This window comes from Micromonospora sp. NPDC005163, assembly GCF_053599835.1.
Genome location: NZ_JBSFYP010000034.1, coordinates 26,860 through 46,671, shown reverse-complemented (window position 1 = coordinate 46,671; position 19,812 = coordinate 26,860). Strand labels below are relative to the sequence as shown.

General features: G+C 71.6%; 20 protein-coding genes. 3 read left to right on the top strand and 17 right to left on the bottom strand.

Annotated elements, in window-relative coordinates; genetic code table 11:
• Positions 1–4 precede the first annotated feature (4 nt).
• The 10 genes from ACWD6N_RS22640 to ACWD6N_RS22595 are packed head-to-tail and all read right to left on the bottom strand — an operon-like array spanning position 5 to position 10,557.
• Positions 5–787, bottom strand: coding sequence for a hypothetical protein (locus ACWD6N_RS22640; protein ID WP_387322060.1), 783 nt, complete (start codon positions 785–787; stop codon positions 5–7).
• Positions 784–2,037, bottom strand: coding sequence for an MlaD family protein (locus ACWD6N_RS22635; protein WP_354967450.1), 1,254 nt, complete (start codon positions 2,035–2,037; stop codon positions 784–786). The genes ACWD6N_RS22640 and ACWD6N_RS22635 overlap by 4 nt, the downstream gene beginning before the upstream one ends.
• Positions 2,034–3,452, bottom strand: coding sequence for an MCE family protein (locus tag ACWD6N_RS22630; protein ID WP_354967449.1), 1,419 nt, complete (start codon positions 3,450–3,452; stop codon positions 2,034–2,036). The genes ACWD6N_RS22635 and ACWD6N_RS22630 overlap by 4 nt, the downstream gene beginning before the upstream one ends.
• Positions 3,449–4,699, bottom strand: coding sequence for an MCE family protein (locus ACWD6N_RS22625; protein ID WP_354967448.1), 1,251 nt, complete (start codon positions 4,697–4,699; stop codon positions 3,449–3,451). The genes ACWD6N_RS22630 and ACWD6N_RS22625 overlap by 4 nt, the downstream gene beginning before the upstream one ends.
• Complete coding sequence (locus ACWD6N_RS22620) at positions 4,699–5,679, bottom strand: MCE family protein (protein WP_387322053.1); 981 nt, start codon at positions 5,677–5,679, stop codon at positions 4,699–4,701. The genes ACWD6N_RS22625 and ACWD6N_RS22620 overlap by 1 nt, the downstream gene beginning before the upstream one ends.
• Entirely contained in the window at positions 5,676–6,707 is a 1,032-nt protein-coding gene (locus ACWD6N_RS22615; RefSeq protein ID WP_354967446.1) for an MCE family protein, read from the bottom strand. Before ACWD6N_RS22615 ends, ACWD6N_RS22620 begins: the two co-directional genes overlap by 4 nt.
• Complete coding sequence (locus ACWD6N_RS22610) at positions 6,704–7,987, bottom strand: MCE family protein (protein WP_387322051.1); 1,284 nt, start codon at positions 7,985–7,987, stop codon at positions 6,704–6,706. The genes ACWD6N_RS22615 and ACWD6N_RS22610 overlap by 4 nt, the downstream gene beginning before the upstream one ends.
• A 2-nt stretch (positions 7,988–7,989) precedes the next feature.
• Positions 7,990–8,793 (bottom strand): MlaE family ABC transporter permease, encoded by an 804-nt coding sequence (locus ACWD6N_RS22605; protein WP_354967444.1) that lies wholly within the window; start codon positions 8,791–8,793, stop codon positions 7,990–7,992.
• A 1-nt stretch (position 8,794) separates the two neighbouring features.
• Positions 8,795–9,565, bottom strand: a complete 771-nt coding sequence (locus tag ACWD6N_RS22600) for an MlaE family ABC transporter permease (protein WP_354967443.1) — start codon at positions 9,563–9,565, stop codon at positions 8,795–8,797.
• A 5-nt stretch (positions 9,566–9,570) separates the two neighbouring features.
• Positions 9,571–10,557 carry an ABC transporter ATP-binding protein gene (locus ACWD6N_RS22595; protein ID WP_354967442.1) on the bottom strand — a complete coding sequence of 329 codons (987 nt, stop codon included), beginning with the start codon at positions 10,555–10,557 and terminating at the stop codon, positions 9,571–9,573.
• A gap of 163 nt (positions 10,558–10,720) precedes the next feature.
• On the opposite strand from ACWD6N_RS22595, the gene shbA reads away from it, so the two are divergent.
• From shbA to ACWD6N_RS22580, 3 genes are all read left to right on the top strand, one after another.
• A complete protein-coding gene (gene shbA, locus ACWD6N_RS22590; RefSeq protein ID WP_387322048.1) occupies positions 10,721–11,293 on the top strand; it encodes an RNA polymerase sigma factor ShbA in 573 nt (190 codons plus the stop codon).
• Positions 11,290–12,174 (top strand): anti-sigma-D factor RsdA, encoded by an 885-nt coding sequence (locus ACWD6N_RS22585; protein ID WP_387322046.1) that lies wholly within the window; start codon positions 11,290–11,292, stop codon positions 12,172–12,174. The genes shbA and ACWD6N_RS22585 overlap by 4 nt, the downstream gene beginning before the upstream one ends.
• A 356-nt stretch (positions 12,175–12,530) precedes the next feature.
• Positions 12,531–13,697, top strand: coding sequence for a D-alanyl-D-alanine carboxypeptidase family protein (locus tag ACWD6N_RS22580; RefSeq protein ID WP_387322794.1), 1,167 nt, complete (start codon positions 12,531–12,533; stop codon positions 13,695–13,697).
• Between the two features lie 35 nt (positions 13,698–13,732).
• Here the strand turns inward: ACWD6N_RS22580 and ACWD6N_RS22575 are convergent, their stop codons facing one another.
• The 7 genes from ACWD6N_RS22575 to ACWD6N_RS22545 all read right to left on the bottom strand — a co-directional run bounded on the left by ACWD6N_RS22575 (position 13,733) and on the right by ACWD6N_RS22545 (position 19,756).
• Entirely contained in the window at positions 13,733–14,572 is an 840-nt protein-coding gene (locus tag ACWD6N_RS22575) for an amino acid ABC transporter ATP-binding protein (protein WP_354967439.1), read from the bottom strand.
• Between the two features lie 5 nt (positions 14,573–14,577).
• Entirely contained in the window at positions 14,578–15,372 is a 795-nt protein-coding gene (locus ACWD6N_RS22570) for an amino acid ABC transporter permease (RefSeq protein ID WP_074311141.1), read from the bottom strand.
• A gap of 76 nt (positions 15,373–15,448) precedes the next feature.
• On the bottom strand, positions 15,449–16,267 hold the full coding sequence (locus ACWD6N_RS22565) for a basic amino acid ABC transporter substrate-binding protein (RefSeq protein WP_354967438.1): 819 nt from the start codon (positions 16,265–16,267) through the stop codon (positions 15,449–15,451).
• Positions 16,268–16,477: 210 nt separating this feature from the next.
• A complete protein-coding gene (locus ACWD6N_RS22560) occupies positions 16,478–17,080 on the bottom strand; it encodes a LutC/YkgG family protein (protein ID WP_354967437.1) in 603 nt (200 codons plus the stop codon).
• The gene (locus ACWD6N_RS22555) at positions 17,077–18,510 is read right to left on the bottom strand and encodes a lactate utilization protein B (RefSeq protein ID WP_354967479.1); all 1,434 of its coding nucleotides are present in this window, start codon (positions 18,508–18,510) and stop codon (positions 17,077–17,079) included. Before ACWD6N_RS22555 ends, ACWD6N_RS22560 begins: the two co-directional genes overlap by 4 nt.
• 17 nt (positions 18,511–18,527) lie before the next feature.
• Positions 18,528–19,304 (bottom strand): (Fe-S)-binding protein, encoded by a 777-nt coding sequence (locus ACWD6N_RS22550; RefSeq protein WP_354967436.1) that lies wholly within the window; start codon positions 19,302–19,304, stop codon positions 18,528–18,530.
• Between the two features lie 2 nt (positions 19,305–19,306).
• Positions 19,307–19,756, bottom strand: coding sequence for an FGGY-family carbohydrate kinase (locus tag ACWD6N_RS22545; protein WP_354967435.1), 450 nt, complete (start codon positions 19,754–19,756; stop codon positions 19,307–19,309).
• Positions 19,757–19,812: the final 56 nt, after the last annotated feature.

Here is a 19,812-nt window from a genome sequence, read left to right as displayed (position 1 = left end):
TCTCTCATCCGACGAACTGCAGCCGCGACACGAGCCACCGCCCGGAGGCCTTGTCGTGGACGATGTCCAGCTGGATCCGGTAGTGCGACGGCCGTCCCTCGGGTGCCTTGATGTTCTTGACGGTGGCGTCGACGGCGACCAGTACGACCGCTCGACGGCGATCTCCAGAGACCAGCCCGGCCCGCAGCACCGTTCCGCGCGAGTCGACCTTGTTCTCCACGACCGCGGCGCGGACCTGCGACTGACCTCGGGTGAACTCGTCCTTGAAGTCGCCGGTGGCTCCGGCGGTGATCCGCTGGATGTCCCGGTCGACGCTGGCCGCGCTGACCGAGACAAAGTTGACGCTGGCCTGTTTGGCGGCGGCGAGGGCCTGCTGCCGGGCCTGGTCCGTCGCCCGGTCGACGTACCAGCGGTGCCCGGTCACGCCGCCGGCCACGACCGTGGCGGCGAGCACGGCCACGAGCAGGATGATCAGCGACCGTCGCCGGGGCGCCGACGGAGCCCGCTCGCCCGTGCGACGGTCGCCCGAGCTGTCCTCCGGCGAGCTGTCCGCGCTCGCGGGGTCGTCTCCTCTCGCCGGGTCCGCGGCATCCGCCGGGTCCTCGACCGGCTCCTGGTCGAGCCGCTTCAGCAGGTCCTCGATCGGCTCGACCGGTCGGGGGAACTGGCGGGGCACGATCCGGCGCTGCGACGCGCGGCCGGGCACCCCGGGCTTCGCCCCCTTGATGACTTTCAGCGTGTGGTCCCTCCGGGCCCGCATCTGCGCCTCCTTCTTCGCGTCGCTCACGGCGTCACCCCGGCCAGCAGCAACTGCTTCCACGACTGGTCCCCGGCCGTCCGGGACTGGCCCCCGGTGCCGCCGAACTGCAACGGCCGGCCGTCCGAGCCGAGCACCAGGCCGGTCGTCGGGTCGTACCCGGCGGTCGCGGCCCCGGCGGTCGGGGCGCCGCCGGACCGCCCCGGGTCGGGAGCTGGCTCCCGGCCGCCCGGTCGGGGGGCGTTGGCCGCGCCGCGCACGCTGGCGCCGGCCGCCCGCTCCCCCGCGTCGCAGGTGGTTCGCCCCCCGTAAACGCAGGACGGCGGATCGTCGACGTTGAGGACCAGGCCGAGGTGGGCGGTGCCGTCGCCCGGGGTGACGGTGAAACCGCCGGCGACGGCGATCGGGTACACCACCAGCAGTTGCTCGATGCCGGGCAGCCGCCGGGCGGCGATGCCGTTGACGGTCACCAGGTTGCCGAGCAGGGCGCCGACCGTCGGTTCCAGCCCCCGCAGCAACGCGACCAGTTCCCGACCGGCGGGAGGCCCGGCGGCGAGCAGCCGCCGCAGGTCGGGGTCGGCGGCGCGGACGGTGGCCGCCAACTGGGCAAGGCCCGCCGCCCACCGGCGCAGCGCCTGCGCCGACTCGGCCTGGGTGGTGAGCACGGTTCGCCCGTCGTTGATCAGCGCGAGGGTCTCTGGCAGGCGGGTGGTCGCATCGGTCAGCAGCGCGTCCCCGTCGTTCAGGATCCGGGCCAGGGCCAGCTCGTTGCCCTCGAACGCGGCGCCGAGTTCGGTGATCAGGACGGTGAGATCCTCCGGCCCGACGGAGCGCACCAGGGCGTCGAGGTTGCTCAGCAGGACCTCCGGCGCGAGCGGGACACCGGTCCGCTCGACCGGGATCACCGCGCCGTCGGTGAGGTACGGCCCGCTGTCGCGCTCCGGACGCAGGTCCACGTACTGCTCGCCGACGGCGGAGCGGTGCGCCACCACGGCCCGCAGGTCGTCCGGTACCCGGACGTCGCGCTGCAACCGTAGGTCGGCCCGGACCCCGTCACCGCGCAGGGCGACCGCGGCGACCCGGCCGACGGGCACGCCACGGTAGGTGACCGGGGCGTTGGGGAAGATGCCGCCCGCCCGGGCGAGGTCCAGGTGGACGACGTAGCTTCCGCCGAGCAGTCGGTCGCCCAGCCCGACGTAGCCGACGCCGACGTAGCTGACGCCGAGCACGCTCACCAGCAGGAACGCCAGCACCTGCACCTTCGCGGTACGTCCGATCATGGCTTCAACCCTTCGGACAGCAGGTCCGGCAGGGTACCGATCTGTCCGATCACCGCGCCGGTCAGCGGCAGGATGCACTGTGCCGCCAGGACCGTGCCGGCGGGCAGTTCGGTCCCGACGGGAAAGACCGTGCCCGGTGGCACGAGGCCCTTCGGCAGGATCAGCCCGCCGATGGGCACCTTCGAGCCGGGCTTGAGCAGGACGCAGCCCTCCGGCAGCAGACAGTCCTTCGGCGGCGTCCAGGTCGCGGGGAAGTTGAGCGGGTCGGGCAGGCACTTGAGGATCGGCAGGTCGGGCAGCGGGCGGGACCCGCCGCCGGGCCGCGGCACGGTCGGTGCGGCGCCACCGGCAGCCGGTGCCCCGCCGTGGGTGGCCCCCTTTGCCGGTGTGCGCGAACGGGCCGGCGCGGTGGGGGCGGCGGCGACCAGGTTCGCCAGGATCGACGCCGAGTCGAGGTCGGCGGTCATGGAGAGATTGACGAAGTCGCCGACGATCGCGCCGGTGACATTGGGTGGGAACGGGAACGACAGCATGAAGTCCAGCGACTTCGGCAGGTCGTTCCCGGCACGTGTCAGCTGCTCCAGGATCGGTTGCAGCGCCCGTACGTCGGCCAGCGTGTCGTCGCGGCTCCGGTTGACCACCCGGGTGCCGACGTCGCCCAACCGGTCCAGTGCGGTCAGCGCCCGGGTCAGTTGGGCGCGCTGCCCGGCCAGCACGGTCAGGCCCGGGGCGAGGGAGTCCACGGCATCGCCGAGCACCTGCTTCTGACGATCGAGCCGGCCGCTGAGCCGGTCCAGGGCGTCGAGGGCGCGGACCAGGTCGGCCTTCTGCTTGTCCAGCCCGCCAATGAACGTGTCCAGCTCGTCCAGCGCGTCCCGGACGGCGGGCTCCCGTCCGTCGAGTGCGGCGCCGAGCTCCTGGTTGATGGTTCTCAGCTGCGCCAGACCACCTCCGTTGAGCAGCAGCCCGAGGGCGGCGAGGACCTCCTCCACCTCGGCACCGCGAGCGGTCCGCGACAGCGGGATGAGGTCACCGTCGGCGAGTCGACCGGCGGCGGCGCCGGTGGGCGGCGGCGCGACCGTCACGTACTTCTCGCCCAGCAGACTGCTCTGCCGGACGGCGGCTGTCGCGTTGGACGGCAGATGGACGTCTGCGCCGATGCGCAGGGTGACCCGGGCGGTCCAGCCGGCCAGGGAGATCTTCTCCACGCTGCCGACCGTCACGTCGTCGACCTTCACGGCGGCCTGCGGCACCAGGTCGAGCACGTCGCTGAACTCGGCGGTGACGGCGTACCCGTCGCCCCTGGGGGCGCCGCCGGGCAGCGGCAGGTCGGCGAGGTCGGGCAGGCCGCACCCGGCCGGCAGGATCACCACCACGATCGCGCACGCCAGGGTCCGCAGGATGCGTGCGCTCATGACACACCCCGCAGGATGCCGCCGAGGGTGGGGTCGCTGGTGATGCCGGGGCCGCCCGGCGCCTGGTCGGGGATCGGCGCACCGGGGGAACTGAGGGGAGGTTTCCCCGGTGAGGACCCGCCGGTCGCCGGGGCGCCGGGCGGCAGCTTGAGGAGCTTGCGGAGTTGGTCGGTCATGGGCAGCCCGCGGGAGTGCAGGGTCTGCGCGAGTGCCCGGCACTTGGCGGGCACCTGCGCCCCGGGGAGCTGGTCCACTATCAGCGAGCAGGCGAAACCGGCGGGGTCGTAGGGACCCATCACGTTGTCGCGGGTGTCCAGGGTGCCGGAACGCGGGTTGTAGGCCAGGTTGAGGTTGTTCAGGGCCAGCGGGGCGACGTCGAGGATGTCGATGACGGCCTGTTGCTGGCGGACCAGGATGCCGGTGATGTCCGCCAGCGCGGCGACGTTGGACGTCAACGCGTCGCGGTTCTGCCGCACGAACGTGGTCACGTCGGCCAGCGCGGTGGAGAGGTTGCGCAGCGCGGCGGCCAGTTCGTCACGCTCCCCGGCCAGTTGTTGGGCGACGTCGGCCAACTGCTGGTTGAAGGTGCGCACCTCCCGGTCGCTGCGGGCCAGCGCGGTGGTGAAGCGCTGCAGGTTGGCGACCGAACCGAAGAGGTCCTGCCGCCCGTCAGAGAGGGTGGCCAGTGCCCGGGACAGGCCGTCGAGGGTGTCGTGCAGGTTCTGGCCGTTGCCCTCAAGGTTGGCGCGGCCGGTGGCGACCAGGTCGGACAGAGCGCCGTCGCGGTTGGCGCCCTCCGGGCCGAGGGTGCGGTTGAAGTCGTCGAGCGCCTGGTAGATGTCGTCGATCTCCATCGGAGCGGCGGTCCGCTCCAGCGGGATCTCGGCCCTGTCGGCCAGGGCTGCGCCGCCAGCGTAGGCGGGAGTGAGCTGGACGTAGCGGTCGCTGACCACGCTGGGCGGCACGATGAGCGCCTGCGCGTCGGCGGGAACCGTGATCCCCGGGTCGTAGGACATGGTCACCTGGACGGTGCGGCCCTGCGGGGTCACCGCGACCACTTCCCCGACGCGGACGCCCAGCACCCGGACGTCCGATCCGGGGTACACGCCGACGGCGCGGGTGAAGTGGGCGACGACCCGCCGTGTGGGTGTGCCGTCGCGGAGAACGACCACGCCGCCGGCGACGGCTACCAGGAGGGCGGTGGTGACGGCGATCGGCCGTCGCCGCCGCTGGATGGGACCGGGCATCAGCGGCCTCCCGTGGGCTGGTACGGCTGGAGCAGACCGGAGACGTACGAGTCGAACCAGCGGCCGTTGCCCACCACGTTGGCGAACGCGGTCACGAACGGCCCCATCCGCTGGATGGTCTTCTCCAGGTCGTCCCGGTTGCGTTGCAGGATGGCGACGACCTCCCGCAGCTTGTGCAGCGCGGGGGCGAGCTGGGCGCGGTTGTCGCTGACCAGGCCGGACAGTTGGGTGGCCAGTTCGTCGGTGCCGACGAGCAGCTTGTGGATGGCGTCCCGACGCCGACTCACCTCGCTCAGCAGCGCCTCGCCGTCGGTGACCAGTTCGCGGAACTCCTCGTCCCGGGTGGCGAGCACGGCGGTCACCTGGCGGGCACGGTCGAGCAGCGCCCGCAGTTCGGCGTCGCGCCCGGCGACGGTCCGGGAGAGCCGGGAAAGGCCGACCAGGGAGGCGTTGACGCTCCCGGGGGTGTCGGCGAAGGTCTCGGACAGGGTGGTGAAGGCGGCGGCGAGCTGGTCGGTGTCGACCCGGTCGAGCGTGTCGGCCAGCCCGGTGACCGCCTGCACCACGTCGAACGGCGCCGCGGTGCGGGCGAGGGGGATCTGCCCGCCCTCGCGCAGCCGACCCGGTCCGGCGGGCGAGAGGGCCAGATACTTCTGGCCGAGCACCGTCTTGATCCTGATCGTGGCGCCGGTGTCGGTGCCGAGCCGCACGCTGTCGTCGTCCACCCGGAACCCGACCCGTACGTACGCCGCGCTGTCGCGGGCGAGTTCCACGGCGGTCACCTTGCCGACCCGCACCCCGGCGACCCGCACCTCGTTGCCGGTGACGAGGCCGCTGGCGTCGTGGAAGGCCGCCTGGTAGCCGCGTCCGGTGAGGTCGGCCAGCCGGTCGAGCTGGAAGGCGCCCAGCAGCACGGCGACGATCAGCGCCAGCCCGAGCGTGCCGACGATCACCGGGTTGCGTTCCCGAAACGGTGTCACTGGCTGCCTCCGGCGCATCGGGCGGCCGGGGCGCTGAAGGTGGGCAGGTCGAGCGGTGCCCGGCCCGACACCGCCACGTTGCCGTCGAAGTCGCAGAGGTAGAAGTTGAACCACGAGCCGGAGGACGCGACGCGGGTCAGGGACTCGTACCGCTCCGGCAGCCGCCCGAGGGTGCCGTCGATGACGGCCGCGTTGCGGTTGAGGGTGCCGGAGAGCTCGTCCAGGGCGCGCACGTCCGCGGCGAGCGGTGGTCGTACGTCGCGCAGCAGCGACGACGTCGCGGTGGTGAGCTCACCGATGCTGACCAGGGACTCGCCGATGGCCGTGCGGTCGGCGGACAGCCCGGAGACGAACTGCTGGAGCTGGCTGATGCTCTGGTCCAGGTTCTGGTCCCGGTCGGCCAGCGTGCCCAGGACGCCGTTGAGGTTGGTGATGACCCGCCCGATGACGGCGTCCCGGTCGGCGAGGGTGTTGGTCAGCGACGCGGTGCGTTGCAGCAGGCTGCTGACCGTGCCGCCCTCGCCCTGCAGCACCTGGATGATCTCGTAGGCGAGTTTGTTGACGTCCTCGGGACTGAGCGCCGTGAACAGGGGCCGGAACCCGTTGAACAGCACCGTGAGGTCCAGGGCCGGTGTCGTCTGGCCGAGGGGGATGAGGCCGTCAGGCCGCAGTGGACGCCCCTCCCCCGGCCCCTCGCTCAGCGCCACGTACCGCTGGCCCACCAGGTTGCGGTAGCGGATCTTGGCGCGGACGCTGGTGGCCACCGGAACGTCGGAGGTGACCGTGAAGGCCACCTCGGCGAGCGTGTCGTCGACCACCGTGATGCCGCGGACCCGACCGACCTGCACACCGGCGACGCGGACGTCGTCGCCGGGGAGCAGGCCGGTGACGTCGGTGAACCGGGCCCGGTAGGTGACCCCGCCCGGTGGGAAGGCACCGAGGGTCTGCGCGAGCAGCGCCGTCAGCAGCAGGGTCACCGCGGCGAAGACCACCAGCTTCAGCAGGGGAGCCATGGCCTTGTTACTCATCGCGCGTTCACCACCCCTCCTCTCAGCAACGGCCCCCAGAGCAGGACCGCGATGTCGGGGACCTCCGCGGGCAGGATGCCGGTGACGGCACCGACCAGCGGCTTGACCAGCGCGCGCTCCTCGCCGGTGGCGGCCCGGCCCATCGCCGGGGAACCGGCGGCGGGCACGGCCGCCGCCAGGCCGACCGGCAAGGGGTCATGCGGGCGGGCGCCGCCGTGGTCGTAACCGTCGGCGACCGGCACGCTGGGCGCCGGCCGCCCCGGTTGGGGCAGGCCACGGCACTGCGGCCCGTCGTGCGCGCCGTAGACGGGCTCGTCGCGGCCCTTCTCGTACCTGCCGCCGTCGCGGGTGACCTCCAGGGTGACGTGCATCCGCCCGCCGGCGAAGACCTCCTCGACCTGGGGTTGCAGGGCGACCAGCCCGCTCATCAGGCACGGGTACTCGGGGGCGTACGTGGCGAGCAGTTCCAGCACCGGGCGGCTCACCTGGCCGAGCTCGATGATCTGATCGCCGTGTCGGTCGAGGAAGCCGCGGGTGGCGTCGGCGGTGTCGGTGGTGTCGGCGAGGAACGCCGCCAGCTGTGCACGTTGGTCGGTGACGGTGCGGGCGGTGACGGTGACGTCCCGCAGCAGGGCGAGCAGGTCGGGCAGGGCGGCGTCGTAGCTGTCCAGCACGACGGCGAGCTTGCGGACGTCCTCGGCGATGGCCGGCATCGCCGAGTTCAGCTGCCGCAGGTACGCACCGAGCCGCTCGATGTTCGCGCCGAGCTGCTCGCCGCGTCCGTCGAGGGCGGTGGCGATCGCGCCCAGCGTCGCGGCGAGCTGTTCGGGCCGCACCGCCTGGAGCAGCGGCAGCGCCTCGTCGAGGACGCGTTCCAGCTCGACGGCGGTGCGGCTGCGGTCCTGGGTGATGACCGCGCCGTCACGGATCGGTACGCCGTTGCCGCCGGCCGGCGGCACGAGTTCGACGTACCGCTCGCCGAAGAGCGTCTTGGGCAGCAGCCGCGCACTGACATCGGCGGGGATCCGCGGCGTGGTGGCCGGGTCCAGGGCCAGCCGGATGCTCGCGCCCGCGCCCTCGCTGCCGACCGAGCGCACCTCGCCGACGACGACCCCGCGGACCTTGACGTCGGCGCCCGGGCTGAGCTGCAGGCCGGACCGGCCGGCCTGCAGGGTGACCCAGGTGACCGGCGTGAACGCCTTGCGGTACTGCAGCACGGAGGCGGTCAACGCCGCGGTCAGCACGGCGATGAAGACGATGCCGAGAATGCGATGTCTCATGGTCACCCCGCGATCCGGACGGTGGTGGTGGCGCCCCAGATGGCCAGCGACAGGAAGAAGTCGACGATGTTGACCGCGACGATGGCGAGCCGCACGGCCCGTCCGACCGCGACGCCGACGCCGGCGGGCCCACCACTGGCGGTGTAGCCGTAGTAGCAGTGCACCAGCACCACGATCACGCTGAACACCAGCACCTTGCCGAAGGACCACAGCACGTCCTCCGGCGGCAGGAACAGGTGAAAGTAGTAGTCGTACGTGCCGGCAGACTGTCCGAAGTAGAAGACCGCGATAGTGCGGGTGGCCAGGTAGCTGGCGAGCAGCCCCACCACGTACAGCGGGATGACCGCGACGAACCCGGCGATCATGCGGGTGGTGACCAGGAACGGCAGCGAGGGGATCCCCATCACCTCAAGGGCGTCCACCTCCTCGGAGATCCGCATCGCCCCGAGCTGGGCGGTGAACCCGCAGCCGACGGTGGCCGACAGGGCCAGAGCCGCGACCAGCGGAGAGATCTCCCGGGTGTTGAAGTACGCCGAGACGAAACCGGTGAACGCGCTGCTGCCGAGCTGGTTGAGCGCCTGGTAGCCCTGGAGGCCGACCTCGGTGCCGGTGAAGAAGGTCAGGAAGCAGATGACACCGACGGTGCCGCCGAGCACGGCGAGCGCGCCGGAGCCGAAGCTCACCTCCGCCAGGAGGCGGATCACCTCGCGCTTGTAGCGGCTTACGGTGCGCGGCGCCCAGGCGAACGCCCGCAGGTAGAAGGCGAGCTGTCCGCCCAGGTTGTCGAGGTGGCGCAGCGCCGGCACGTCAGCTTCCCTTCTGCGGTACGACCTGGAAGTACACGGCCGTGACGATGAAGTTCAGCGCGAACAGCAGCATGAAGGTGATCACCACGCTCTGGTTGACCGCGTCGCCGACCCCCTTCGGCCCGCCCTTGGCGGTCATCCCCTTGTACGACGCGACCAGCGCGGCGGCGGCGCCGAAGAGCAGCGCCTTGACCTCGCCGACCAGCAGGTCGGGCAGTTGTCCCAGGGCCTGAAAGCTGGCCAGGTACGCGCCGGGTGTGCCGCCCTGCAGGACCACGTTGAACAGGTAGCCACCGGTCACCCCGACCACACTGACCAGGCCGTTGAGCAGCACGGCGACCAGCATCGAGGCGAGTACGCGGGGCACCACGAGGCGGTGGATGGGGTCGATGCCCAGCACCTGCATGGCGTCGAGCTCCTCGCGGATCTTCCGGGCGCCGAGATCGGCGCAGATCGCCGAGCCACCCGCGCCGGCGATGATCAGCGCGGTGACGATCGGCCCCGCCTCGCGGACCACCGCGAGCACCGACGCCGCGCCGGTGAACGACTGCGCGCCGAGCTGGCGCACCAGCGAGCCGAGCTGCAACGCGATGACCGCGCCGAAGGGGATGGAGACGAGCGCGGCGGGCAGGATCGACACCGAGCTGATGAACCAGGCCTGCTGGACGAACTCGCGGACCTGCACCGGTCGCCGGCCGAGGCCGCGCAGGGTGTCCAGGCAGAACGCGAAGAACTCGCCGGTGTGGCGTACGGCGGTGACGGGTCCGCTCATCGGGGTCACCGCCGCCCGTTTCCGGCCGGCGTGACGGTGGGCGCCCCGGTGTCGGCCAGCCGAGCGAACGAGCCGGGGGGCGGCGTGACGCCGTGCTCCCGGCACCACTGCCCCGGGGGCCGCTCGGCGGCGCGGGGCAACCCGTCCGACGGCGGCAGTTGCAGCGGGATGGGCGGCAGCGGTGGCAGCTCCACGCCGGCGTCCGCCTCGGCCTGCAATTCCTCGGCGTCCTTCTCCTCGGCCATGCCGATCGGTCCGAAGCGCTGGGCGTTGAGGAACTGCCGCACCACCGGCTCCGTGCTGGACAGCAGCAACTCCCGCGACCCGAACATGGCCAGGTGCCCGTGGTAGATCAGGCCGATGTTGTCCGGCACCGTGCGCGCGGTGTTGATGTCGTGCGTGACGATCAGGAAGGTCGCCCCGGTCCGCTGGTTGAGGTCGATGATCAGCTGATTCAGGTACGCGGTGCGCACCGGGTCCAGCCCGGAATCGGGCTCGTCGAAGAGCACGATGCGGGGGTCGAGCACGAGCGCGCGGGCCAGGCCGGCTCGTTTGCGCATCCCACCGGAGATCTCCCCCGGCAGTTTCCGCTCGGCACCGACCATGCCGACCATGTCGAGCTTCTCGGTGACGACCTCGCGAATCTGGGACTCGGACTTGCGGGTGTGCTCCCGCAGCGGGAAGGCGACGTTGTCGTAGATCGTCATCGAGCCGAACAGCGCGCCGTCCTGGAACAGCACCCCGAACAGCTTGCGCACCTCGTACAACTCCCGCTCGGAGAGCCGGGGCAGATCCTTGTCCTCGATCCAGATCGACCCGGCATCCGGGCGGAGCAGGCCCACCAGTGTCTTGAGGAACACCGACTTGCCGGTGCCGGACGGACCCAGCAGCACGGATATCTCGCCGGCCGGCAGGGTCAGGTTGACGTCCGACCAGACCGGCTGGCCACCGAAGGACTTGGTCAGACCCTGCACCGCCACCTCGACGCCCATCCACCCCCCTCTCGCCTCGCTACCTGTGACATCGCGGCGATCCGGCCGGGCGTAACAACTTCTTTGGGCTACCTCTTCGGCACACAAGGTGAACTAGGCAAAGTGGCGTACGTCTCGATAGCGTGCGGTTAACCGGCCGGTAACGAAGGTGCCTGCATCCCCCATGACCACAGCGATCGAGCCAGAGCTCGTCCACCTGGCCGCCAACGGCGACCGGGCGGCGGTCGCTGCCCTGCTCACCAGTGTGCGGCCGGGGCTGGTCCGGTACTGCCGGGCGCGGCTGGGCCGCGTCGGTGGGGCGTACACCACCGCCGACGACGTAGCCCAGGAGGTCTGCCTGGCGGTGTTGAAGGCGCTTCCCCGCTATCGCGACCAGGGCCGGCCGTTCTCCGCGTTCGTCTACGCAATTGCGGCGAACAAGGTGGCCGACGCCCAGCGCGCGGCGGTCCGCGGCGCGGCCGTCACCGACGCCGACCTGGAGCAGGTGGACACCACACCCGGGCCGGAGCAGCAGGCCGTCGCCACCGATCTGGCCCGACGTCTCTCGGTGCTGCTGCACCGCCTCCCCGACGTCCAGCGGGAGATAATCACCCTCCGCGTGGCGGTTGGTCTCACCGCCGAGGAGGTCGGCTCGATCCTCGGAATGTCGGCGCCGGCCGTACGGGTGGCCCAGTCCCGCGCCCTGGCCCGGCTCCGTACCCTTGCCGGCGACGGACTTGACGAGGTGGCGGCATGAGCGAGCCCCGACCGGACGGTGGCGAGGACCTGGACCTCGCCGCGATCGACCGCGACGACCTGCTCCTCGACGCGCTCGGCCGCGGCGAGCAGGAGGCCGACGCCGACGGCCTCACGGCGATGCTGGCCGCCTGGCGTGCCGACGTCACCCCGGACCAGCCGGACACCGTGGTCGACGGCGAACTCCACGTCGTCCCGCCACGTCCCGAAGGTTGGGCCCGCACGCTCCGGACCGGCGCCCCCACCGCCCCCGTTCCCGGCCCACCCCGGTGGGAAGCGTCCGGACGGCGAGCCCTCGGGTTGGCCGCCGCCGTGCTCGCCGTGCTCATGCTGGCGACGGGGCTGGGGGTGGCCAGCCACGACGCCGGGCCGACCAGTCCTCTGTGGTCGCTGACCAAGGTGCTCCATCCTGAGCGGGCCGAGGTGCTCGGCGTCGAACACAGCACCGCCCGTGCCCGCGCGGCCGTCGCGGCGGGACGGTACGACGAGGCCCGGGAGCTGATCGACCAGGCCCAGCGGGACCTGGGCCGAGTCACCGATCCAGCCGACGCCACTCGCCTGCGCGCCGACATCGATGCCGTCCTGCGAGACCTGGCCGCGCACCTGTGCCCCGGCTGGCCTCGCTGTGCGACGTCCCCGGTGGCTCCGGCGCCGTCGCCCGCGATGTCGACGGCCGCCGCCACCGAGCCCTCCGGCGCCGCGCCACCGGGCGGGACGGCACCAGCGCCACAGCGTCCCGCGCCGACGGACTCGCCGACATCCGGCGCCAACCCGACGCTGCCCCGACTTCCGCTGCCGTCGGTGCCGCTCCCGTCGGTGCTGCCGTCGCTACCCGGACTGCCACTGCCGCTGCCACTGCCGACCGGCGATCTGCTCGGTTGACCGAACCACGAGTCCGGTCAGCCCTGCTGCTCGTCCAGCTAGCCGCCGCGCTGGGCATCCAGGTCGAGCAGCGTCGCGACGACCTTGGCCACCCGCCGTTGCCCCCAGTTGTTGGCGCCGTCGACCAACGGCGGCACTCTCTCCCATTCCAAGCAGCGATGGCACTTTTGTGAACAACCGATACCGTCTCGCGAAAAGACACGTAGACGAGTCACCGAGGACGCTAACGGCGCAGACAGCCTGCCCGAACGCGAGGACCCGACGTGCTTTCGCCAATCTGACCGGCGCCAGCCCTGCTGACGATTACGTTCGTTGACGTGACCGACTTTCGGTTTGCCGCCGTGACGCTCAGCGCCATGCTGGTCATGCCCGCTGTGGCGATACCACTACCAGTGCGGGCCTCAGCCGCGCCGTACGTGCCGTGCCCGGCCGTGAAGCCGCCGACTCCACCGCCCGCCATGCCGTCCCCGCCACCGGTCGACCCCGCTGACCGGGCGATCGGCGGGGCGGCGCTGGCGACGACAGGTCTGGCCATTCCGGCGCGCGCGCCGACGGCGCCGGCAGTGACCGCCACCTCCTGGCTCGTGGCGGACCTCAACAGTGGCGAGGTCTTGGGCGGGTGCGGCCCCCACGAGCGCCGAACGCCGGCGAGCGTCCAGAAGCTGCTGCTGGCGGCGTCCCTGATGCCCCGCCTGGACCCGACCCAGATGGTTGAGGTGACCAGGGCCGATCTGCGCGATCTCGACCCGGCCAGTTCGCTGATGGGCGCGGTCGCGGGTGGCCGTTACTCCGTCGAGAGCCTGTGGCTGGGGCTGCTGCTCAAGTCCGGAAACGACGCGGCCAACGTGCTGGCTCGGGTCGGCGGCGGCAGTGCGGGCAGGCCGGGCGGAGTCGAGGCGATGAACGACGAGGCACGCCGGATGCGCGCCAACCAGACCCACGCCGCGACGCCCTCGGGCCTGGACGGCCCCGGTCAGTACACCAGCGCGTACGACCTCGCGCTGATCGCACGGGCCACCTTCGCCAGGGAGGACTTCCGGCGGTACATCGCCACCACGGTGGCCCAGATACCGGCGCAGCCGGGAAACCCGGCATTCGCCATCACTCACGACAACACGCTGCTGGGCCACTATCCCGGGACGCTCGGGGGGAAGACGGGCTTCACCGACCTGGCCCGCCAGACGTACGTCGGTGTGGCCGAACGCGACGGTCGACGGCTCGCAGTGACCCTGCTCGGCGCGGAGACCGCGCCGCTGGGGAGCTTGGGAGAGGCCGCGGCGCTGCTCAACTGGGGCTTCGCCCTGCCTCGTGACGCCTCCGTCGGCCGCCTGGTCACGCCCGAGGAGAAGAAGCACGACAGCCCCGTCGTTCCCGTCAAGGGCGAGCGCCCCGCCTCGACCGGCGGATCCTCAATCCCGCTGCACACCGGGCTCGGTGTCGGCGCTGCCGTCGTGCTGGCCGTCCTGTTCCTGGCGGCCCCGTGGCGGCGCAGGGGTGTGCGGCAGGAAGCCGGCCGACGGTAGGGAGCGGGCACCGCCGACCGTCGACCAAACGGCGGTCACACGTTGTGACGGTCGTCAGCCGGCAGGTGTGGCGGCTCCGGGGGCTCCGGGGCCTGGTCGGGCTGACCAAGCTGCGCGACGTGGGTCGGATCGAGGACCCGGGAGAGGAACGAGCGGGTGCGTTCGTGCTGCGGCGCGCCGAGCACCTCCCGCGGCGGCCCCTGCTCGACCACCACGCCGCCGTCCATGAACACGACCCGGTCGGCGACGTCCCGGGCGAACGCCATCTCGTGGGTGACCACCAACATCGTCATGCCGTCCTCGGCCAGCTTGCGCATGACGGTGAGCACGTCGCCGACCAGTTCCGGGTCGAGGGCGGAGGTCGGCTCGTCGAAGAGCATCAGCTTGGGCTCCATCGACAGCGACCGGGCGATCGCCGCGCGCTGCTGCTGCCCGCCGGAGAGCTGGGCGGGGAACGCGGCGGCCTTGTCGGTCAGGCCGACCCGCTCGAGGTTGTCCCGCGCGATCCGCTCGGCCTCGCCACGGCCGCGGCGCAGGACCCGGCGTTGGGCGATGGTGAGGTTGTCCAGCACGGTCAGGTGCGGGAAGAGGTTGAACGACTGGAAGACCATGCCGATGCCGCGGCGTACGGTGTCGATCTCGACATCCGGGTCGGTCATCTCGACACCGTTCACCCAGATCTTGCCGGCGGTCGGCTCCTCCAGCAGGTTGACGCAGCGCAGCAGCGTCGACTTGCCGGACCCGGACGGCCCGATGACGCAGACCACCTCGCCGTGGCCGACCTCGAAGTCGATGCCCTTGAGCACTTCGAGCGGCCCGAACGACTTGTGCAGGTCGCGGATCTCGACGGCGGGCCGGGGTTGAGTGGTCGTCATGCGGGTCACCGGGCCTTGGCGTAGCGGAGTTCGAGGCGTCGTACCACCTGGGACAGGGGCAGGGTGATGGCCAGGTAGGCGAGGCCGGCCACCAGCAGCGGGGTGGCGTTGACCCGGTCGTTCAGCATGTCCCGGCCGAACTTGGTGACCTCGATGGTCTGCGCCGTCACGCCGAGCACGTAGGCGAGCGACGAGTCCTTGGTCAGCAGGATGAGCTCGTTCGTCAGCGGCGGGATGACGATCCGGAACGCCTGCGGAATGACGATGGTGCGCATCGCGGTGAAGTGCGACATGCCGAGGGTGCGCGCCGCCTCCATCTGTCCCTTCGGCACCGCCTGGATGCCCGCCCGGATGGTCTCGGCCATGTACGCCGCGGCGGTCAACCCGAGACCGATCGCGATCGAACCGAACACGCCACCGGGAATCTCCCGCTCGGGGAAGGCGATGGGGATGCCGTACCCGACGAGGAAGAGCACCAGCAGGGCGGGCAGACCCCGGAACAGCTCGATGTACGCCGTCGCCACCCACCGGTACGGAGCCACCCGGGACAGCCGCATCAACGCGAGGATCGTGCCGAACACGAGGCCGAAGGCGAAGGCGCCCAGCGTGTAGAGGATCGTGTTGCGCAGCGCGACGGTGATGATCGTCGGGAACATCGACTCGATGATGTCGACGCGGAAGAACGCCGCTCTGAGCCTGCCCCAGTCCGCGGCGTAGATCGCCACGGCGATGACGGCGATGAAGGCCAGGTACTGGAGCCAGAGGGACAGCCGCTCTCGCTGGCGGCGTCGCAGCTTCACGTTCGCTCCTTGCGTTCCCGGGGGGTGCCTACACGGAGGGCGCGCGAGTCGCGCGCCCTCCTGCCATCAGCTTCGATCACGCGCTCGGCCGCTTGCCGATCCACTTCTCGTAGATCGTGTCGTACGTGCCGTCCTGCTTGGCCTTGCTCAGCGCCTCGTTGATCTTCTTGAGCAGTTCCGGGTTCTCGTCCTTCTTCACCGAGAACCCGTACTGCTCGCCGGTGTCGAACTCGGCCGCGACCGCGAAGCCGCCCGGGTTCTCCTTGAGGTACTCGGTCCAGACCGGCAGGTCGTTGATGGCGGCCTCGACCTGACCGTTGGAGACGGCCTGCTGCAGGGCGGCGAGGTCCTCGAACTCGACGAGTTGGAGGCCCTTCTCCTTCTCGAACTTGCGGGCGTAGTCACGGCCGGTGGTCGCCGCCTGGACGCCGAGCTTCTTACCCCTGAGGTCGTCGAGCGACTTGTAGGGCTTGCCGGTCTTGACCAGCATCGCCTGCGTGGCGTCGAAGTAGGGATCGGAGAAGTTCATGACCTTCTGCCGTTCCTCGGTGATCGTCATGCCGGCGGCGGCAGCGTCGCACTTGCCCGTGTTGAGGTCCTGGCCGGACTTGATCCCCTCGAACGGGGTGTCGACGATCGTCTGCTCGACGCCCAGTTCCTTGGCGACCAGGTCCATCAGGTCGACGTCGAACCCGACGACCTTGCTGCTGGCGTCCTTCGACTGGAACGGCGGGTACGGCAGGTGGGTGCAGACGGTCAGCTTGCCGGCCTGGACGAGCTTGACCCCGTTCGCCTGGACCTGGCCCTCGTCCTTCTTGGCGCATCCAGCGCTCAGCGACAGGGCGGCAATCGCCGCGACGAGGCCGGCCTTGCGGGCTGCGCTGTGAAACCTCACGGCTGTGTCCCTCCGGTTCGGCTCCCCGTGCGGGCGGGCAGCCAGGGTTGGTGCGAAGACGGTGTGACAGGCGACGCTACCTGATCGGCCAAGCCGTACCTAGATCACGTCGAGCCGTTGTGAGCAGTGCGGCACCCGTCACGGTCAGTACACCCGACAGTCGGTCCGTAACGGGACGGCGGTGCCGGATCCGCCACCCACGGTGACTGGTCAGCCGGGAACGATGACCACGTGCAGGCGCCGGGGGCCGTGGACGCCCTCGACCCGGTTGAGTTCGATGTCGCTGGTGGCGGACGGGCCGCTGACCCAGGTGAGCGGGCGGTCCGGGTCCAGACGCGCGAGGGCGTCCGGCACCCCGGCGACGACCTGATCGGTACGGAGCACGCAGATGTGCACGTCGGGCAGGAGCGTGATGACCCGCCTCCCCTGGGCCGGACCTGCGTCGAGGATGACGGTCCCGGTCTCGGCGACGGCCACCGCCGCCGCGGTGACCACCCCGTCGGCCGCGTCGACCTGGTCCCTCGGAAGATCGTCGTCGGTCAGCACCTCGACGGTGTCGGGCAGCCAGTGCCGGGGCAGCCCCGGCGGAACCACGACACGTCGGCCGCCGAGGACCGCGTCGACGACCTGAGCCACCTCGTCGTCGGAACACCGGTGCACGGTGGCCCGGTAGTCGGTGAGCCGGTGCACCAGGACGTCGAGGTCGACCGCGCCGCCGGCCGGCCGGTAGTCCCGCGCCACCTCGGCAGGGGTGGTCGGGGAAGGGCCGAGAGTGGCGCGGAGGCGGCCGAGGATCAACTCGCGGGAGGTCATCGTTGGGCCCACCATTCCCGGAAGGTCTGCGGCGGCGGCTGCGGTAGGTCCCGGCCGATGGTCCAGCCGGACAGCGGCGGGGGAAGGCCGCCACCTCGCCGGCCGGCGAAGCGGCTGACCCGCGCGGCGCGCTGGGCAGCCTCGTACAACGGCAGGTGGTCCATGGTGTACGCGGCCGCGGCCATGGTGACCGCCTCGGCGCTCGGCAGGCGGTGCTCGCTCCGGTAGGCCGCCGTGTGCTGGGCACGAAGGTGCACCAGGATCGACGGGATGTCGATCATCACGGGGCAGGCGTCGAAGCACGCGCCGCAGAGCGAGGAGGCGAAGGGCAGGGAGGCGTTGTCCTCCACGCCGGTCAGCTGCGGTGAGAGCACGGCGCCGATCGGCCCGGGATAGACCGAACCGTACGCGTGCCCGCCGGTGCGCTCGTAGACGGGACAGACGTTCAGGCAGGCGGAGCAGCGGATGCAGTGCAGCGCCTGACGGCCGACCTCGTCGGCGAGGACCGCGCTGCGGCCGTTGTCCAGCAGCACGAGGTGGAACGCCTGCGGCCCGTCGCCGGGCGTGACACCGGTCCACATGGAGGTGTACGGGTTCATCCGCTCCCCGGTGGAGGCCCGGGGCAGCAGTTGCAGGAACACTTCAAGGTCCGCCCAGGTGGGGATGACCTTCTCGATGCCCATCACCGTGATCAGGGTGTCCGGCAGGGTGAGGCACATCCGGCCGTTGCCCTCCGATTCGACCACCGCGAGGGTGCCGGTCTCGGCTACCGCGAAGTTCGCACCGGAGACGGCGACCCGGGTGCTGAGGAACGTGCGGCGCAGGTGACGCCGGGCGGCCGCCGCCAGGATCGCCGGCTCGTCGGTCAGCGCCGGGTCGACGCCGGGCATCTCGCGCAGGAAGATCTCCCGGATCTCCGCCCGGTTGCGGTGGATCGCCGGTACCAGAATGTGGCTGGGCTTGTCCCGCCCGAGCTGGACGATCAGCTCGGCGAGGTCGGTCTCCACCGGTTCGATGCCGGCGGCCTCCAGCGCCTCGTTGAGGCCGATCTCCTGGGTGGCCATCGACTTGACCTTCATGACCCGGTCGCTGCCGGTGGCCCGGACCAGGTCGGTGACGATCCGGTTGGCCTCGACGGCGTCGGCGGCCCAGTGCACGGTGCCACCGGCGGCGGTGACCGCCGCCTCCAGTTGTTCGAGCAGCTCGGGCAGGCGGGCCATCACGTCGGTCTTGATGGCCCGGCCGGCCTCGCGCAGCTCCTGCCAGTCGGGGACCTCGTCGATCACCGCCGCCGACTTCGCGCGGATCGTGGCGGTGGCGTGGCCGAGGTTGCGGCGCAGTTGGGCGTCGGCGAGGCTGCGCCGGGCCGCGACGGGGAAGGGCTCGTCTCCGCGCAGATGCCCGACGCCGCGCGGCGCGGTGGCCGGCATGCCGAGGAAGATCTCGCTCACGCCGTCACCCCGTCCCGCTGCGCCTGCTCGGCCGCGTTGCCGGCGGGCTCGGTGCTGGCCAGGATCTCCGCGAGGTGCACGGTCCGTACGCCGGCCCGGAGCCGGGACAGTCCACCGCCGATGTGCATCAGGCAGGAGGCGTCCCCGGCGGTGCAGACGTCGGCCCGGGTGGACAGCACGTGGCGCATCTTGTCGGCCAGCATCGCCGTCGACGTGTCCGCGTTCTTCACGGCGAACGTGCCGCCGAAGCCGCAGCACTGCTCGGCCTGCGGCAGCTCCACCAGGTCCAGGCCGCGCACCTGGCGCAGCAGCCGCAGCGGCCTGTCCCCCACCCGGATCATCCGCAGTGAGTGGCAGGTCGGGTGGTACGTCACGCGGTGCGGATAGAAGGCGCCCACGTCGGTCACCCCGAGCACGTCGACGAGCAGCTCCGACAGCTCGTACGTGCGTCGGGCGACCTCCTCGGCGCGGCTGGCCAGGCGCTCGTCGCCGGCCCCCCGGGCCACCATGGCGTGCTGGTGCCGCACGGAACCTACGCACGAGCCGGACGGGGCCACCACCACGTCGTACGGCGCGAAGGTCCGTACGTGCCGGCGAACCAGGCGCAGCGCGTCATCCGGATAGCCGGTGTTGATGTGCATCTGCCCGCAGCAGGTCTGATCCTGCGGAAAGACGACCTCGTGACCGAGCCGTTCCAGCAGCCGCACCGTCGCCTTGGCCGCCTCGGGGAACAGGGTGTCGGCCAGACAGGTGACGAACAGGGCTATTCGCATACTCAGTCCTCCCATCCGAGGCGCCGGGCAGCGGCCCGCCAGGCCGCCTGGGTGGCGCGTGGCTCGTACCGGACGATCTGTTGGGTGTCGCGAAGCACGGCCCGCAACGCCGCCAGGTCGCCGCCGACCACGCCGAGGGCGCGGGCCTGCACCAGAACGTTACCCAGCGCGGTGGCCTCGACGGGCCCCGCGAGCACGGGCAGTCCGCAGGCATCGGCGGTGAGCTGGCACAGCAGGTCGTTGCGCGCGCCGCCGCCGACGACGTGCACGGCGTCGACGTGCCGACCGGCGAGCAGTTGCGCCTGGTTGACGGCGCGCCGGTGCGCCAGCGCGAGGCTGTCGAGGATGCACCGCACGGTGGCCTCCGGGGTGGCCGGCACCGGCTCTGCGGTGCGGCGGCAGGCGTCGGCGATGTGCGCGGGCATGTCGCGTCGGCCGCGGCAATCAAGCATGTGATGACCTCGGTGGCTGAGGAGATGCAAGAGGTGGGTCCCTCCCCGAGGACGGG

Bases quoted from the DNA above. Each gene is read 5' to 3' on its own strand.
- ACWD6N_RS22635 (WP_354967450.1), bottom strand. From the start codon at position 2,037: ATGATCGGACGTACCGCGAAGGTGCAGGTGCTGGCGTTCCTGCTGGTG.
- ACWD6N_RS22630 (WP_354967449.1), bottom strand. From the start codon at position 3,452: ATGAGCGCACGCATCCTGCGGACCCTGGCGTGCGCGATCGTGGTGGTG.
- ACWD6N_RS22625 (WP_354967448.1), bottom strand. From the start codon at position 4,699: ATGCCCGGTCCCATCCAGCGGCGGCGACGGCCGATCGCCGTCACCACC.
- ACWD6N_RS22615 (WP_354967446.1), bottom strand. From the start codon at position 6,707: ATGAGTAACAAGGCCATGGCTCCCCTGCTGAAGCTGGTGGTCTTCGCC.
- ACWD6N_RS22610 (WP_387322051.1), bottom strand. From the start codon at position 7,987: ATGAGACATCGCATTCTCGGCATCGTCTTCATCGCCGTGCTGACCGCG.
- ACWD6N_RS22600 (WP_354967443.1), bottom strand. From the start codon at position 9,565: ATGAGCGGACCCGTCACCGCCGTACGCCACACCGGCGAGTTCTTCGCG.
- ACWD6N_RS22595 (WP_354967442.1), bottom strand. From the start codon at position 10,557: ATGGGCGTCGAGGTGGCGGTGCAGGGTCTGACCAAGTCCTTCGGTGGC.
- shbA (WP_387322048.1), top strand. From the start codon at position 10,721: ATGACCACAGCGATCGAGCCAGAGCTCGTCCACCTGGCCGCCAACGGC.
- ACWD6N_RS22585 (WP_387322046.1), top strand. From the start codon at position 11,290: ATGAGCGAGCCCCGACCGGACGGTGGCGAGGACCTGGACCTCGCCGCG.
- ACWD6N_RS22580 (WP_387322794.1), top strand. From the start codon at position 12,531: ATGCTGGTCATGCCCGCTGTGGCGATACCACTACCAGTGCGGGCCTCA.
- ACWD6N_RS22575 (WP_354967439.1), bottom strand. From the start codon at position 14,572: ATGACGACCACTCAACCCCGGCCCGCCGTCGAGATCCGCGACCTGCAC.
- ACWD6N_RS22560 (WP_354967437.1), bottom strand. From the start codon at position 17,080: ATGACCTCCCGCGAGTTGATCCTCGGCCGCCTCCGCGCCACTCTCGGC.
- ACWD6N_RS22555 (WP_354967479.1), bottom strand. From the start codon at position 18,510: ATGCCGGCCACCGCGCCGCGCGGCGTCGGGCATCTGCGCGGAGACGAG.
- ACWD6N_RS22550 (WP_354967436.1), bottom strand. From the start codon at position 19,304: ATGCGAATAGCCCTGTTCGTCACCTGTCTGGCCGACACCCTGTTCCCC.
- ACWD6N_RS22545 (WP_354967435.1), bottom strand. From the start codon at position 19,756: ATGCTTGATTGCCGCGGCCGACGCGACATGCCCGCGCACATCGCCGAC.